This window comes from Streptococcus mitis (assembly GCF_005844455.1).
GTDB classification, from domain to species: Bacteria; Bacillota; Bacilli; order Lactobacillales; family Streptococcaceae; genus Streptococcus; species Streptococcus mitis_BF.
The window spans coordinates 1-15,654 of record NZ_SPGF01000004.1 but is presented as its reverse complement, the minus strand read 5'-3'; the positions used below and the strand labels follow the sequence as shown (position 1 = coordinate 15,654).

Below are 15,654 nucleotides of genomic sequence, written 5' to 3'. Positions count from 1 at the left end.
GTTATATATATATATATATATATGGAACATTGTTCGAATTAAAGTCTAGATTCGATTGAATAAACTGGTATCCTTGCTTCTCAATATTATTTTTCATTTCAAGGATTATTTGAGAATTTTTTACAATCTGATTTTGCTTTACAAGGTCGATTTCTCCTGAAGAGGTAATAGGAAGCACGACCTCTAAATCTTTTATCATGGAAGTATTTAGCTTTGTATACTCATTTTTACCATTTTTCCCTTTTCTGCCTTTAACATGAGAGCGAAAAATTGGCTCTAAAACTTGTTTTAGGTATAAAGGGTTGACCTTGTCTGCGTATTCTTCTTTTATAACTAACGGGCGTACTTTTTCACTTAAACTAAAGCGACCCTCATGATAAAAAACATAGCCTGCAAGACCATCTATATTGTAAGTCAAGCAATTTTCAAAATAGCGAACAGGAAACTCACGTTTACCATCTTTGTCTATAATTACAGCATTGTCTTTTAAATAACCATAACTTGGTAAGTCATCACTACTCGCTCCATAAACAGGTATATCACCCGCATTTTCTTTTACAAATGTCTTCGTAAATTTTGAAGAATTTGTTGATACAGTCAAGTCAAACAAATCTGCAACTTTAATTGAGGTAGTCTTAGGAGTCTCTCCTGACATAATATCCACATCTACTGACTTGATCGTCTCAATCTTTTCAGCCAATTCTTCTTTGCGTGCTTCAATTAATTCAAACTTACGAACAATTTCTTCTTGTTTTTTAAGGTCGAATTCTCCATCTTCAGTAACTGGAATGCTAACTCTTATATCTTTGATTTGAGACCAAGCTAATGATGGAACATCACCACGTTTTACAGAATTGTAGAATATACTTTGAAAAACATATTTACAATAAAATAAGGATAAATTATCCACTTTACTTATTAAAATAGCTCTATGTCCCCCAACATTGTATTTACCTTGTAAAATTTCCAGAGTTCCTGCATACTCTCCATCTGTTGTATAGGTTAAATGAGGAGATTCATATTCATATGTATCTATAAATCCAAAGGAAGTTTTAGTTGAACCAGTGTAAACTTCAAACTCACCAGTATTTTTATTAACGTAAGCTTTCGTATACTTACTATTTCCTCTTTTATTGGTAAATAGTTCTGAAAGTGTTACAAGTTTGCTTCTTACTTCAACCATTCTAACTCCTCCTTGAAATCTTGCATAAGAGAAATCATATCATCAATCATTGCTTGGAATTCATCAATCGAAACGACTTGTCTTTCTTTTTTTAGACCAATAGCAATCTTTTCTTCTTCAGACCACCAATTTTCAATAATCCAACTCTTCTTACTATCTAATTCCTCAATCGGAAGTAATTTTAGTCTCGAATCACCTAAAAGGTGGGATTTGATTGGTTCTTGTAAATTATTTCTATCTTGAGATTGGCGATAAAAATTATATTTGACGACAGCTTGTTTTAAGTCATTTTCTTCAGAATCAAATCGATAAACATCTAAGGTTTCACCAATACTACCTGCAATGTAGGTGAAAACAGGATAATCTTGTACGATATTATTTTCAATCTCATTCTCTGTTTTCTTACGAATAGTCAAAATGTAGGTTTTTTTAGGTGTGTTGAAAAAAGCATTTACTGGTAAAGAAATCAAAGCGTCGATAAAAAAGAGTTCTTTTAACTTTTCTTTTAACTTTTTATTTGCATGATTAGAAAAAATACCATCCGGTAAAACAATATTGGCTACACCACCGTGTTTTACGGAACGCATAATCCACTCTAAGAAGAGAGCTTCAACACCACTACCGCCATACTTATAAATATCTGTAGCTTTAGCCATCTCTGACATTTCCTTACTTTGATAATAAGGAGGGTTTGCTAAAATTAAGTCGTATCTATTTTCTTCCAGATTTTCTAGAGTACCTAACATACTCTTATGTAAGTAAAATGAATCATTTAATAGTGTTTTTGCAATTGTCTGCACATCTTTAAAACTATTATTTTTCTGGAATAATTCAGAAAAATAAATTAACGTATTAGCTTTAGCAAGAATAATTGTGATATCGTCTTTTTCAGACATCATCTTGTCATAGCCAAAAAATCGAATTTTAGAGGCTAACTTTCCTTTAGAATAGCTATAACTGTCTTCTATACGTTTTTCAACTGCTTCAAGCAAAAACTTTCCAACACCACAAGCAGGATCACAAATAGTCATTCCCTCAGAAATATCTACCATAGAAACCATTTCATCTACTATTTTTAATGGTGTAAAAAACTGCCCCATATCACTCTTGTCATCACTATTTTTCATAAAAGTTTCAAACAGTTTTGACTTGAAGTCTTTACTTATATTTAAGAATTTTCCATATTTTTTATCATATTTTTCAAATTCCAAAATAACAGATTTAAATACTGTATCCGTATTATCTACGCTGATAAATTCGTTTTGCTCATCTCTTTCAATATGAAAAACTTTACCATTGATAATGCTTGTCCCATCCATACCTTTTGGAAACAATTTAACCATCGTCTCTCTAGCACCTTCTAGGTATTTTCCTAAAACATAGGCGGTAGAATATCCTTCCTTTTCATATAAAGAAACAATGTATTCAAAACTATTTTCTCCATTTAAAACACCAATATCTGATAAATATTTAAAGAGAAACAACTCAACAAAAGTATATAAAGACATCTTTGCTGATGCAAAAGTTAAATTTTTTAAAATTCGATTAATCTTTTGAGCTAAATCAGTAGGATCTAAAAATTCCTTTTTCAATATCTGATTATTTGTTTCAGAAATAGATAATGAAATATCGTTAATGAACTTGACAATTTGTTTGCCATTTTCTTTTGGCTTTATCGCTAAATTAATTTCATTTCCATTCTCATCTAAAATCTTTTCCCCGTTTTTAGGATTAATCCAGATAAAAGAATCACCGTCGCTTACAATATAAATAAGTGAACCCAAAGCTTTAGCGACATCTATCTCTTGTTTAATCGCTTCTTCAATATCCTTATCACTCTTAAATTTACTTGGTATCTTTTGCTCAACATAGATAATTACGTTCTTATTATCATCTAGAATTAAAACATCTGGTTTTTTATTCCCAAGACTTCTCTTTAGATTTACATTCTTAATAATATTTAATTTCATCAAGTTATTAACGGTTGTTGCACCAATACTATAACATTCATATTTATCAAATATTACTGGTGTGGAAAAAATACTATTTTGAATTAACTGCTCTGACATTTATTATTCTCCATTATTATTCAGTAATACTAAAAAACTCTCTTAAAGAGTTTTTTTAATATTCTTTTTCATTATAGCCAAAGTCAGCCAAATCTAGCTTTTTATCACGCCAATTTTTCTTAACCTTGACCCAGGTTTCTAGGAAGACCTTGTCTCCTAGCATGAGTTCGATATCACGACGGGCCATGCTACCAATTTTCTTAAGCATAGCGCCACCTTTACCGATGATGATCCCTTTCTGACTATCGCGCTCGACCATGATGGTTGCACGGATGTGAATCTTGTCTGTATCTTCGTCACGTTTCATAGAATCAACCACTACAGCAACTGAGTGAGGAATCTCTTCACGCGTTAGGTGCAAGACTTTCTCGCGAACCATTTCTGAAACCAAGAAACGTTCTGGATGGTCTGTGATTTGATCAGACGGGAAATACTGGAAACCTTCGTCCAGATTTTCACTCAAAATATCCACTAGACGAGACACGTTATTTCCTTGAAGGGCTGAGATTGGAACGATTTCCTTGAAGTCCATCTGATTTCGGAAATCATCAATCTGAGACAAAAGCTGGTCTGGGTGGACCTTATCAATCTTGTTTACCACCAAAATGACAGGAACCTTGGCTGCCTTGAGACGCTCAATAATCATGTCATCCCCCTTACCACGCGCTTCATCAGCGGGCACCATGAAAAGAACAGTATCCACTTCACGAAGGGTACTATAGGCAGATTCGACCATGAAATCTCCAAGAGCCGTTTTAGGCTTGTGAATCCCTGGTGTGTCGATAAAGACAATCTGCTCCTTATCGGTCGTGTAAATTCCCATGATTTTGTTGCGCGTTGTCTGCGCCTTGTCACTCATGATGGCAATCTTTTGCCCCATAACGTGATTTAAAAAAGTTGACTTCCCAACATTGGGACGTCCTAAAATGGCTACAAAGCCTGATTTAAAAGTCATAATTTCCTCTTACTGTTTAAAATATTAAATCCCAGATTCGTGGGAGAAAAATCAATGCACCTGTTAAGGCTGCGAAAAGAGAGACCACTAATACCGCACCAGCCGCCATATCCTTGGCATTTTTAGCCAGCATGGAAAAGTGATAGTGACTGGCCAAATCCACCACATTTTCAATAGCAGAGTTGATAATCTCAAAGGCTACTACCAAGAAAATGCTCAATAGGAGAAAGAGCCATTCGATTCGTGACACCTGAAAAACAAAACCTGCAAGAATGACCACTAGAGCCGTCACTGCATGTTTTCGCATATTGCGTTCTTCCTTGATGGCAGTAAAAATTCCTGTGAGGGCAAATTCTAAACTGGATATCAGGTCACGATTTTTCCATTTTCGTTTATTGTCTTGTGAGTCCATAGGCTGTCAAAATTTCTTCTTGTAAACCGAACATCTCCGCTTCTTCTTCTGGAGTGTAGTGATCATAGCCGTTGATATGTAAAAAGCCGTGTACTGCCAAGAAGCCCATCTCACGCTCAAAGCTGTGGCCATATTCCTCAGCCTGCTCATGAGCCTTATCGATAGAGATGAACAATTCCCCAATATAGGCATCAAACTCAGACATCATCTCTGCCAATTCTGGATTTTCAAGCAAATCTTCTTCGTCAAAGGCAATTTCCAACTCTGGCTTATACTCAAGGCTGATGACATCTGTCGGACGGTCTGTGTCACGGTACTCCAGATTGAGTTCATGACTACGCTCGTTGGTCACAAAAGTGACTGCCATCTCCTTGTCTTCTTTGCCTAATTTTTGGGCTGCAAATTCCAAAATTTCTTGGGTTTGTTGCAACATTTCTTTTGAAACTTGACCAGTTTCATCTACCATTTCAATATACATGTGCTTCTCGTTTCTCTTTACTTGGCTTTATTATACCACATTTCCATGATTTTATTCTACCTTTTTGATATAATACTATGGAATACAATCACAAGGAGAGAACGATGTCATTTGACGGATTTTTTTTACACCACATGGTTGAGGAATTGCAAAGAGAGTTGCTTAACGGTCGCATTCAGAAAATCAATCAGCCTTTTGAACAAGAGTTGGTCTTACAAATCCGTAGCAATCGCCAAAGTCATCGCCTGCTCCTTTCTGCTCACCCAGTTTTTGGACGCATTCAGCTGACCCAAACGACTTTTGAAAATCCAGCCCAACCTTCTACCTTTATCATGGTTTTGAGAAAATATTTGCAGGGGGCCCTGATTGAGTCTATTGAGCAGATTGAAAATGACCGTATTGTGGAAATCACTGTTTCCAATAAAAACGAGATTGGAGACCATATCCAGGCAACCTTGATTATCGAAATCATGGGTAAACACAGTAATATTCTACTGGTCGATAAAAGCAGTCATAAAATCCTCGAAGTTATTAAACACGTCGGCTTTTCACAAAATAGCTACCGCACCTTGCTTCCTGGATCAACCTATATCGCTCCGCCAGGTACGGAATCTCTCAATCCTTTTACAATCAAGGACGAGAAACTCTTTGAAATCCTGCAAACACATGAAACGACAGTTAAAAACCTTCAAAGCCTCTTTCAAGGTCTGGGACGCGATACGGCAAATGAATTGGAAAACATTCTGGTTAGTGATAAACTGTCTACTTTCCGTAACTTTTTCAGTCAAGAAACCAAGCCATGCTTGACAGAGACTTCCTTTAGTCCAGTTCCTTTTGCAAATCAGGTTGGAGAAACTTTTACCAGTCTTTCTGATTTGTTGGACACCTACTATAAGGACAAGGCAGAGCGCGACCGCGTCAAACAGCAAGCTAGCGAACTCATTCGTCGTGTTGAAAATGAACTTAAAAAAAATCGTCATAAGCTGAAAAAACAAGAAAAAGAGTTATTGGCGACAGACAATGCGGAGGAATTTCGCCAAAAAGGGGAATTGCTGACAACCTTCCTCCACCAAGTGCCTAACGACCAAGGCCAGGTTATCCTAGACAACTACTACACCAATCAACCGATTACGATTGCACTTGATAAGGCCTTGACTCCCAACCAGAATGCCCAACGCTATTTTAAACGTTACCAGAAACTCAAAGAAGCCGTCAAATACTTGACTGATTTGATTGAAGAAACCAAGGCAACCATTCTCTATCTGGAAAGTGTCGAGACCGTCCTCAACCAAGCTGGACTAGAAGAAATCGCTGAAATCCGTGAAGAATTGATCCAAACCGGCTTTATCCGCAGAAGACAGCGAGAAAAAATCCAGAAACGCAAAAAACCAGAACAGTACCTGGCCAGTGATGGCAAAACCATCATCTATGTCGGTCGCAACAACCTACAAAATGAGGAACTAACCTTTAAAATGGCCCGCAAGGAGGAACTTTGGTTCCATGCCAAGGATATCCCTGGAAGCCACGTTGTCATCTCAGGCAATCTTGACCCATCTGATGAAGTCAAAACAGACGCAGCTGAGCTGGCCGCCTACTTCTCTCAAGGGCGCCTGTCAAATCTGGTTCAGGTGGATATGATTGAAGTCAAGAAACTCAACAAACCAACTGGTGGAAAACCCGGCTTTGTCACTTACACAGGACAAAAGACCCTCCGTGTCACACCAGCCCCAGAAAAAATCGCATCCATGAAAAAATCCTGATTTTACTTGAAATCAGGATTTTTAACTTATACTCAAATCATATCCAATTATAGGACTAATCTTTGCCACCTAGTTTTTCATTGATTTTCATCATCACACTAGCAATTTTTTCGCCCCAATAAGGGTCTGAGGCATATTCCACATTCATACCAGAAGCCTTATTGCCAAGGAAGGTTCTGCCTCTATCAATATAATTTTCCTTAATCCACTTGGTTGCACCTAAAATCCCCTTATCCACATCATCAAATGTCTTGGCAGAAAGGTAAGGTGTCGTATCATAGGCTGTAATTCCAAAGAAATTATTCTTATCTTTGGCAATCTTACTTCGTCCCCAATCACTTTCTAAGGCACTATGGGCAAGGAGATAGAGGGCATTGATATGGTAATGTTCTTCGGCTTCCTTAAAGGTAGCTCCCTTGTTCTCCAAGAGGCTATTATTAATATTTAGCAGACTAAATACCTTATCCAAGTCTTCAGCACTGTAGTTTGTAGCCTCTGTTAAATCTTTGAAGAGGAAGGGATTTTCAAGCTTAAAACCATCAAAATGCAGGCCATCTGCCGAATAATATTTCTTGCCTACTTCCATATCAGAAAGATGAGAAGCTACTGGGATACTAGCATTCTGAGCTACATAGTGATAAAAACGGTGGCCATCACTCTCATAATAAGGGATAAAATCCTTACTAGCACCTAGTGCTTGTAAATCTTCTGTTTTCATATAGCCTGACAAACCAGAAACAGTAATAGCCAGGCGCTTGTCATCACTCTTTCTGTCCTTATCAAGCCAGACGACACTGCCTTGTGATATATAGGAGAGTTTTTCACCATCTGCATTATAAACATTTGCTGTGACAGGCACTACTTGATAATAAGAAGCATTTTCATTTGTAGCTTTTTCTCCAAGCCATTTACCATCGCTTCCAAACTGATAACCATCTACTGTTTCATTTTTCACCATGTAGCCACCAGATTTGAAGTAGTACCAAGCTTGACTTTTAGAATCGTATAACCATTCTTTATCAGCCATTTTGCCATCAGACTTAAGGTAAAACCATGACTCTTTATCCCAAATCCATTCATTTGCTGCCATATAGCCACCGGATTTTAGATAATAATAGTGACCATTTTCGAAAATCCATTCTTTATTAGCATGATTCCCATTTTCTTTAATGTAAAACCAAGATTGGTATTGTTTATCAAAAAGCCAACCTTTCTGTACTTTGGCACCACTGGCATTCACATAAGCCTGGTCAATCCACTGACTTGTCAGTAGATAACCACCAGATTTAAAATAATAGTCCTTCCCTTTAATTTGGAGCCATTCTTTCTCTGCGTGTTGTCCATCTGCTTTGATATAAAACCAAGCGTCGTATTGAGAATCAAAGACCCAGTCTTCTATTACTTTGGCACCTGTAGCACTAACATAGGAAGTTCCTAGCCAAGCATTTCTTTTCATCTTTCCATTTTGGTCAAGATAATAGAAGGCTCCCTTGTCTTCTACCCATTCTGATTTTGCCATATAGCCACCAGATTTGAGATAATAATAGTCGTCACCTTGTTTCAGCCATTCATTTTCAGCATAGTTAGCATCTGCTTTTATATAAAACCAAGATTGATAATGAGCATCAAAAATCCACTCATTAGCTGCTTGACTGCCATCTGCTTTCAGGTACTGCTTTCCTTGCCAAGTACCATCGCTAGCCATTGCACTCTCTGGTCTGGCTAAGAAAAATAGCAGGGCTAAAAAAATAAATTTCAATTTCTTCATTAACTCTTTTCCTCTGTTCTTACTCATTTCATTATATCAAAATTCTCTATAATCAACATTACAAACTAATAAAAAATCAAGAACAGATTGATTGCAGTTTACCTCAAAGACTCTTTTACTTCCTGACGGAGATTTTCTAGACTGCTAATGCCGTATTTATCCATGACTTTCGGTAAATTTTCGATAATATCAGGGCAGGCATATGGATTAGTAAAGTTGGCTGTTCCAACTCCGATAGCAGATGCTCCTGCCAGATACATTTCTAGCGCGGCTTCAGCCGAATCCACTCCCCCCATTCCAATGATAGGCAGGTCTGTTGTTTGAGCTACTTGACGGATGAGTTTGAGAGCTACTGGAAAGACTGCTGGACCAGACATCCCACCTGTTCCATTAGCCAAGATTGGTTTTCTGGTTTTGAGGTCAAAGCGCATACCGACTAGAGTATTGATCATGGTTAAGCCACTTGCTCCTGCATCTTCTGCTGCTTTTGCGACAGTAACGATATCGGTCACACTAGGAGTTAGTTTGACATAAACTGGTACATCAGAAGCTTCCACAGCTGCTTTCACCACATCATAAGCCAGATCAGGATCTTGACCTATCAAAAGTCCGTGATTACAGTGGTCAACATTGGGACAAGAAATATTGAGCTCGATAGCCTTTACATTAGCTGCCTTGGAAATACCACTAGAAACAGCTGCATACTCTTGTTTTGAAAAACCAGCCACATTAGCAATAATAGGAAGATTTGGATATTCTCTTTCCAACCAAGGTAACTTTTCAGCCAAAACAACTTCCAAACCAGGATTTTGCAAGCCAATTGCATTGAGCATGCCAGCAGGTGTTTCTGCCACCCTTGGAGTTGGATTGCCAAAACGCGGTTCAAGGGTCGTTGCCTTGATCATAATAGAGCCTAAAAGGTCTAAATCATAGTACTTGGCATACTCTTGGCCAAAACCAAAACAGCCTGATGCTGGTATGATAGGATTCTTCAAATCCAAACCAGGTAGAGAAACTTGTAAACGATTTCTAGTCATGATTTTCTCCTTATAATACAACTGTTCCTGTGCGGAAAACAGGGCCATCTTCACAAACGCGTTGGCTGACCGTCTCGCTTTCTGGTACTTTTAGGACACAGGCATAGCAAGCCCCCATCCCACAAGCCATACGAGATTCCAAAGATAGATAAGCTCTTGGATGGTCATAAAAGGTTTGATTGATATACTTCATCATTCCAGGTGCCCCACATGAGTAAACAGCATCAAACTGACTGTCTAAATCATTGATGACAACAGAAACATTCCCCTTGATGCCATAAGAACCATCATCTGTCGTTACAAAGACCTGCCCATATTGAGCCAATTCTTTTTCAAGGATAACAGCATCCTTAGCCGCAAAACCGAGGACTGTCACTACTTTCACTCCACGCGCATGCAATTCCTTGGCCACCTCAAGCAAGGGTGGAACACCAATCCCCCCACCAACAAGGAGAACTTGGCTCTGCTCATCTAAATCAGACAAGTCAAAACCATTTCCCTGAGGCCCCATCACATCCAGAGTATCTCCCTGACTTAAGGTTGAAAAAATGGCAGTCCCAGCGCCCTCAATCCGATAAATGAGATGACACTGCTTGTTTGCCTTGTTAATAGACGAAATTGAAATAGGGCGGCGCAAGAGATGGGCATCATCAGGCACACGCAGATGAAGAAATTGGCCTGCTCGCATAGCTTCAACCATTTCCCCTTCTAAAACTAATTCAAAGATTGCTGGCGCAATTTCCTCTTGTCCAACCACCTTCATGGTTTCCAAACGAATGGCACCCAAACGTTTCTTACATGTGGGATTCATGACTTTTCCTCCTTAAATTTTAAGGGGACCAGATAAAGAAAAGACCTTGCGATTGCAAGGCCTCAGTTAAAATCGTACAAGACAAGAGAGCACACTCAAAAAGTCTCCTCTAGAAAATTGTACTATTCTTTCATCTGACACCTTGTGAGTCTCTCTGGACTCCCCTTAAAGGTTAAATTTTTATTAGTATACTCTTTCAGCTAAAAAAAGTCAAGTAGAAAACGAACATTGTACTTGACTTCACGAGATTATTTTTCACGAATGACTTCGACCTTGTATCCATCAGGGTCTTTGACAAAGTAATAGTTAGGTGCAGTTCCTGGTAGACCATTTGGCTCAGTCACTTCATAGCCTTTTGCACTGTGCTCTTGGTAAAGAGCCTCAAGATCAGGTGTACTGAGGGCGATATGAGCAAACCCATCTCCTACCACATAAGGGCCGTGATCGTAGTTATAGTAGATTGAGTCTAGAATAGTACGTTATGGCTGTTAAAATATTTCTAGAAATTAATTTGACTTTCCTAATCGATTTGTTCACATCTTGTTTCAATCTACTATATAAGTCAACTCCAACTCATAGTCGTCACCTTCAAGTCCTAGATAAACAATGGTGAAAGCATGATCTGGAAAATCTTTGCGGCGCAATTCTTTAAAACCAAAAGCATCTTGATAAAATGCGATTGATTTTTCAAGATTTTCCACTCGCAAGCAAGTGTGTAGCATTTTTGAAGCCGTATTTTTCTCCTTTATTTCTAAAAAGACTGGGACAATCCTGTTCCAGTCTTATAGGTTATTATTTACCAAGTTTTGCTTTAGCTGCATCTGCAAGAGCTGTGAAAGCTACTGCATCGTTAACAGCCAAGTCAGCAAGCATTTTACGGTTAACTTCGATCTCAGCCAATTTCAAACCATGCATCAATTGTGAGTATGAAAGTCCGTTCATACGAGCTGCCGCATTGATACGAGTGATCCACAATTTACGGAAGTCACGTTTTTTCTGACGACGGTCACGGTATGCATAGTAGTAAGAGTTCATTACTTGTTCTTTTGCAGTACGGAACAAGATGTGTTTAGCTCCATAGTAACCTTTTGCTAATTTAAGAATACGTTTACGACGTTTGCGTGATACAACGCCACCTTTAACACGTGCCATGTTTTATTTCCTCCAAATATTTCCTAGAATTGTTTACTTACTGTTAGGCTATTATTTCAAGCGAGTAAGCATTGCTTTGATACGTTTGAAATCTCCTGAATGCACCATAGATGCTTTACGAAGATGACGACGTTGTTTCTTAGTTTTTCCGTGGAAACGGTGAGAAGTGTAAGCACGGAAACGTTTAAGTCCACCAGAACCTGTACGTTTGAAACGTTTAGCTGATGCGCGGTGTGTTTTTTGTTTTGGCATGATTTTTTCTCCTTTATTTAACTTTCTGACAATTATTTTTTGTCAGTTGCTGGCGCCAACTGCATGAACATTTGGCGTCCATCCATCTTAGCTCGTTGTTCGATGATTGCAATATCTTGTGTTGCTTCAGCAAACTCGGCTAAAACTTTTGCACCAATCTCTTTATGGGTAATCATACGACCCTTAAAGCGAATAGATACCTTAACTTTATTTCCTTTTTCAAGGAATTTGCGTGCATTGCGAAGTTTTGTATCAAAGTCACCCTTGTCAATAGTTGGACTTAGACGAACTTCTTTCACAGTAACAACACTTTGTTTTTTACGTTGTTCTTTTTGCTTCTTCTGGTACTCAAATTTGAACTTACCGTAGTCCATAATTTTTGCAACAGGTGGTTTGGCTTGGGGTTGAATCAATACTAGGTCAACATTAGCGTTATCAGCCAAAGCTTGCGCTTCACTGAGTGGCTTGATGCCTAGCTGTTCTCCTTCAAGACCAATCAAGCGAACTTCACGTACACGAATCTCATCATTGATGAATAAGTCTTGCTTTGCTATGGTTTTCACCTCTTTTGTTTTATTAGAGAAAAACAATAGCGGACTCGTAATAATACAAGCCCGCACGTTATGATAGCGTTTCTTAGAAACTTTTCATCCGTAGGGCCAGGCAACTTAATGTCACAAGGCGAGAAGCTCTCACTTCTGCTTTTCTCAACTTTTATATGATACCAAGTTTTCTAGCCCTTGTCAAGATAAAAAGTTATTTTTTTGAAAAGTTTGTGTTCATTAACCAACTGTTTCAATTTTCCAACCATTCCACCCTTTAAACCGTATAGCTCCATGCTGGTCAGTTCGATAAACTTTGCTATTGATACCTTCCAGTCGTGTCAAGGTTTCCTGATGGGGGAGTTTCGTTCGATTGTTCTTTCCAACTGAGATGAGAGTGATCTCTGGTTTGAGCTGTTCTAGAAAGGCTGAACTTGATGAATTTTTAGAACCATGTTGGCTAGCTTTCAAAACATCCACTTTCAAGTCTAGATAGTGCTTCAGAAAATCCTTCTCTCCTTTTTCCTCCAAATTTCCTGTAAAAAGAAAGTGCTTATCCAAGAGTTTTCCATACAGAACTAGTGAGTCTTCATGCCCTCCATCTCCATTTTTCCTTGGAGATAGAACTTCTAACTGACTTCCAAAAATTTGCAAGGTCTCTCCTACTGTAACACTGCGTACCTTTGTTTGAGTCGCTTGTAGTTCTGCCACAAATTCCTTCTGTTTCAAACTGCCTTTTGACACTAAAATTTCGCCTACATGGAAAGCCTTGGCAACCTCCAGCAAATCCCCAACATGTTCTTTGTCTGTGTTGGTCAAAATAAGCTGGTCAATCTTGGCTACCCCACGACTTTTAAGATAGGGAATCAAGGTTCGCTGGGCATTACTGGTCGTCGCCTTTTCTTGCCATTTTTCGATTTTCTTACCAGATTCTGCCTTGCCACCTACATCTATGAGAATGGTCTTCCCAGTGACATCCCGTAGAAAAAGGCTTTCTCCTTGTCCAACGTCTAGCATGGTGATTTCATTTCCCAGCGGATGCTTGGTCATGAAAAAGAGACTAACAATAAGTAAGCTGAATCCAGCTGCTCTTTTAATATTTTTCCTCAAATCATAGACCAAAGCCAAAGAAATCAACAGTAGTATCAACAGCCATGCATTGGGTTGTCCAGAGACAAGAGGCCTACTTGTCACCTGCGATACCAAGCGAATAATCTCTTCCAACCATTCAAAAATAAAATTCAGCTGAATGACTGGATAAAGAAATGAAAGGGCAAATAAAATAGACAAGAGCGGTAAGAAGACCAGGTCAAATAGAAATGAAAAGACAAAGGTCAAAAGGATAGACCAAGGTTGAAATTCTGCAAAATAGAAGGATAAAATGGGCAATATTCCCAAAGAAATGACTAGACTTTCTCTAGCAACAGCCTTGAGACCCTCGCCTTCTTTACTGGTCATGATCAAGATAAAAGCATAGGCGCAGGACAAGACTCCTCCTGCTGTCAAGAAAAAGTTGGGCATGACGATAAAGAGAACAAGCACAGTCAGGGCAAAATTATCCAAGCCCTTATAGCCATGTTGGGCCAGTAACTTTTGCAAGAGACTGCGAATGACCGATGCTGAAAATCCTGTCAGACCAGCATAGATAAGAGAAAAGGGATAAGTCAGCCACTTCAACTTTTCTTGGGTCAAGCCCAATCGTAAGAGGAGTTTCTTAAAGGCATCCATGAAAAAGCCCACCTGCATACCCGACAAGGTAAAGAGATGGATAATTCCTAGACTGGAATAAAGCTCATTCATCTCCTCAAAGTCCGTGTCCAAATGTCCCAGCAAGAGCCCCGTCATATAATTGCGCATAGGGTCTGGAAAGTGCGTCTTGATCCAAACTACAGCCCTTCGACGTAAAGCCGACAAATTTTCACCTATATCCCAACTGCTAACATGTTTAAGTGACTGGATGCTCTTGATAGTCAGTGCCTGGTAAATCCCTTGAGTTTTCAGATAGGCTTGGTAGTCAAATCCACCAAAATTTCTCTGACCTTCTGGCTCTGAAAGCTTCCCTTCTAGTTCCAAGTCATGAAGGTCTGTCAAGACCTGGAAATACTCTTTCTCTTCCTCGGACTGAAGTTTATAGTAAACTTGGAAGGTACGGCCGTCGACCTTGGCACGAAATGATAGGCTATCTCCATTGACCTTAATAGTGTCAGGCAAAATCCGTACCCTCTCAACAGAATCCACTAGGTTTTGACTAGCTTGTGTCTGTTGCCAAGTTTGAAACAGAAACCAAAATCCAAAAACTCCACAAATAGCTAGAACTTTACCAGCCGATTTCCAAGGAAATTGGAAAAAGAGACAGACAAGCAAAAAAACAAAACCTAGCAGTGCGAGATAGGACGCTCCAAAAATGGCATAGTAAAGCCAGAGTAACAGAAAACTCAGATAGATTAGGGAGATAGGGGAATTCTTAATCCACTGTAACATAGTCTTTTAGCTTTTCTATCGTTTTAGCACCAATGCCAGAGACCTTCTTGAGTTCATCAACCGACTTGAATTTTCCATTTGATTCACGATGGTCGATAATATCCTGAGCACGTTTCCCTCCCAGACCCTTGACCTGCTTGAGTTCTTCCAGACTGGCCTTATTGAGATTGACCTTCTTTTCCTTGCTTGCTGAAGAAGCTGTCCCCGAAGCAGTCTGTTGATTAGCTGCTTCTTCTCCCTTAGTGGGAACGTAAACCAGAGCCTCATCACTAACTTTCTGAGCGAGATTGAGCGACTTGCTATCTGCTTGCTCTGTCAATCCACCAGCCTTCTGAACAGCGTCATTGACTCGACTACCTACTGGCAAATCATAAATCCCTGGCGATTTGACAGCGCCCTTCACATCTACTGTGATTAGATCTTGTTCAACCGATTCGTCCTTCTCTTCCTTGTTCACTTCCTTTTCGGTCGATAAATCCTTGGAAACAGCTGCAACTTCTGCCTGCAAATTCGTTTCCTTGACAGGTGTTTGTGGAGCTGGTTTTAGCAGGAAAAATCCTCCTACAAGCAAGCCCAGACAAGTACAGATGACAATGATTTTATACTCTTTAATTTTCTCGATAATTGCTTCCATATTTATAATTCATTCCTTTCGTTTCACTCAAGGCACAACACTGAATGAAAAAGTGCTGTGCTCTTTATTTTGATTTATAATTAAACTGAGAAGACCTATCACTACTACAAATCACGGGGA

14 protein-coding genes, 1 pseudogene and 1 other annotated feature are annotated in these 15,654 nt (G+C 38.9%); of the genes and pseudogenes, 1 reads left to right on the top strand and 14 read right to left on the bottom strand.

What is annotated here, in order from left to right; genetic code table 11:
• Nucleotide 1: 1 nt before the first annotated feature.
• The 5 genes from FGQ53_RS01465 to ybeY are packed head-to-tail and all read right to left on the bottom strand — an operon-like array spanning nucleotide 2 to nucleotide 5,097.
• Nucleotides 2-1,183 carry a restriction endonuclease subunit S gene (locus FGQ53_RS01465; protein WP_138335265.1) on the bottom strand — a complete coding sequence of 394 codons (1,182 nt, stop codon included), beginning with the start codon at nucleotides 1,181-1,183 and terminating at the stop codon, nucleotides 2-4.
• A complete protein-coding gene (locus FGQ53_RS01460; protein ID WP_138335264.1) occupies nucleotides 1,171-3,252 on the bottom strand; it encodes an N-6 DNA methylase in 2,082 nt (693 codons plus the stop codon). The genes FGQ53_RS01465 and FGQ53_RS01460 overlap by 13 nt, the downstream gene beginning before the upstream one ends.
• A 55-nt stretch (nucleotides 3,253-3,307) precedes the next feature.
• Nucleotides 3,308-4,207, bottom strand: a complete 900-nt coding sequence (era, locus tag FGQ53_RS01455; protein ID WP_138335263.1) for a GTPase Era — start codon at nucleotides 4,205-4,207, stop codon at nucleotides 3,308-3,310.
• A 16-nt stretch (nucleotides 4,208-4,223) separates the two neighbouring features.
• A complete protein-coding gene (locus FGQ53_RS01450) occupies nucleotides 4,224-4,619 on the bottom strand; it encodes a diacylglycerol kinase family protein (RefSeq protein WP_000378165.1) in 396 nt (131 codons plus the stop codon).
• On the bottom strand, nucleotides 4,600-5,097 hold the full coding sequence (ybeY, locus tag FGQ53_RS01445; protein ID WP_000275156.1) for an rRNA maturation RNase YbeY: 498 nt from the start codon (nucleotides 5,095-5,097) through the stop codon (nucleotides 4,600-4,602). Before ybeY ends, FGQ53_RS01450 begins: the two co-directional genes overlap by 20 nt.
• Before the next feature lie 104 nt (nucleotides 5,098-5,201).
• Between ybeY and pavA the strand changes: the two genes are divergently transcribed.
• A complete protein-coding gene (gene pavA / locus FGQ53_RS01440; protein WP_138335262.1) occupies nucleotides 5,202-6,857 on the top strand; it encodes an Rqc2 family fibronectin-binding protein PavA in 1,656 nt (551 codons plus the stop codon).
• 55 nt (nucleotides 6,858-6,912) lie between these two features.
• Here the strand turns inward: pavA and FGQ53_RS01435 are convergent, their stop codons facing one another.
• The 9 genes and pseudogenes from FGQ53_RS01435 to FGQ53_RS01390 form a co-directional block, all read right to left on the bottom strand.
• Nucleotides 6,913-8,625 (bottom strand): glucosaminidase domain-containing protein, encoded by a 1,713-nt coding sequence (locus FGQ53_RS01435; RefSeq protein WP_138335261.1) that lies wholly within the window; start codon nucleotides 8,623-8,625, stop codon nucleotides 6,913-6,915.
• Nucleotides 8,626-8,723: 98 nt separating this feature from the next.
• Complete coding sequence (locus tag FGQ53_RS01430) at nucleotides 8,724-9,710, bottom strand: dihydroorotate dehydrogenase (RefSeq protein WP_171019055.1); 987 nt, start codon at nucleotides 9,708-9,710, stop codon at nucleotides 8,724-8,726.
• Nucleotides 9,673-10,473 carry a dihydroorotate dehydrogenase electron transfer subunit gene (locus tag FGQ53_RS01425; RefSeq protein WP_138335259.1) on the bottom strand — a complete coding sequence of 267 codons (801 nt, stop codon included), beginning with the start codon at nucleotides 10,471-10,473 and terminating at the stop codon, nucleotides 9,673-9,675. The genes FGQ53_RS01430 and FGQ53_RS01425 overlap by 38 nt, the downstream gene beginning before the upstream one ends.
• A 248-nt stretch (nucleotides 10,474-10,721) precedes the next feature.
• A pseudogene (locus FGQ53_RS12180) lies at nucleotides 10,722-11,195 on the bottom strand (VOC family protein).
• A 70-nt stretch (nucleotides 11,196-11,265) separates the two neighbouring features.
• The gene (gene rplT / locus FGQ53_RS01410; RefSeq protein WP_000124836.1) at nucleotides 11,266-11,625 is read right to left on the bottom strand and encodes a 50S ribosomal protein L20; all 360 of its coding nucleotides are present in this window, start codon (nucleotides 11,623-11,625) and stop codon (nucleotides 11,266-11,268) included.
• A gap of 51 nt (nucleotides 11,626-11,676) precedes the next feature.
• Nucleotides 11,677-11,877: a 50S ribosomal protein L35 gene (gene rpmI / locus FGQ53_RS01405; RefSeq protein ID WP_001125942.1), complete on the bottom strand. Its 201-nt coding sequence runs from the start codon at nucleotides 11,875-11,877 to the stop codon at nucleotides 11,677-11,679.
• Between the two features lie 32 nt (nucleotides 11,878-11,909).
• On the bottom strand, nucleotides 11,910-12,440 hold the full coding sequence (infC, locus tag FGQ53_RS01400; RefSeq protein WP_000848180.1) for a translation initiation factor IF-3: 531 nt from the start codon (nucleotides 12,438-12,440) through the stop codon (nucleotides 11,910-11,912).
• Between the two features lie 15 nt (nucleotides 12,441-12,455).
• Nucleotides 12,456-12,587 (bottom strand) — a sequence feature (ribosomal protein L20 leader region).
• Between the two features lie 72 nt (nucleotides 12,588-12,659).
• Nucleotides 12,660-14,900 (bottom strand): DNA internalization-related competence protein ComEC/Rec2, encoded by a 2,241-nt coding sequence (locus tag FGQ53_RS01395; RefSeq protein WP_138335258.1) that lies wholly within the window; start codon nucleotides 14,898-14,900, stop codon nucleotides 12,660-12,662.
• The gene (locus FGQ53_RS01390; RefSeq protein ID WP_138335257.1) at nucleotides 14,884-15,534 is read right to left on the bottom strand and encodes a helix-hairpin-helix domain-containing protein; all 651 of its coding nucleotides are present in this window, start codon (nucleotides 15,532-15,534) and stop codon (nucleotides 14,884-14,886) included. Before FGQ53_RS01390 ends, FGQ53_RS01395 begins: the two co-directional genes overlap by 17 nt.
• Nucleotides 15,535-15,654: the final 120 nt, after the last annotated feature.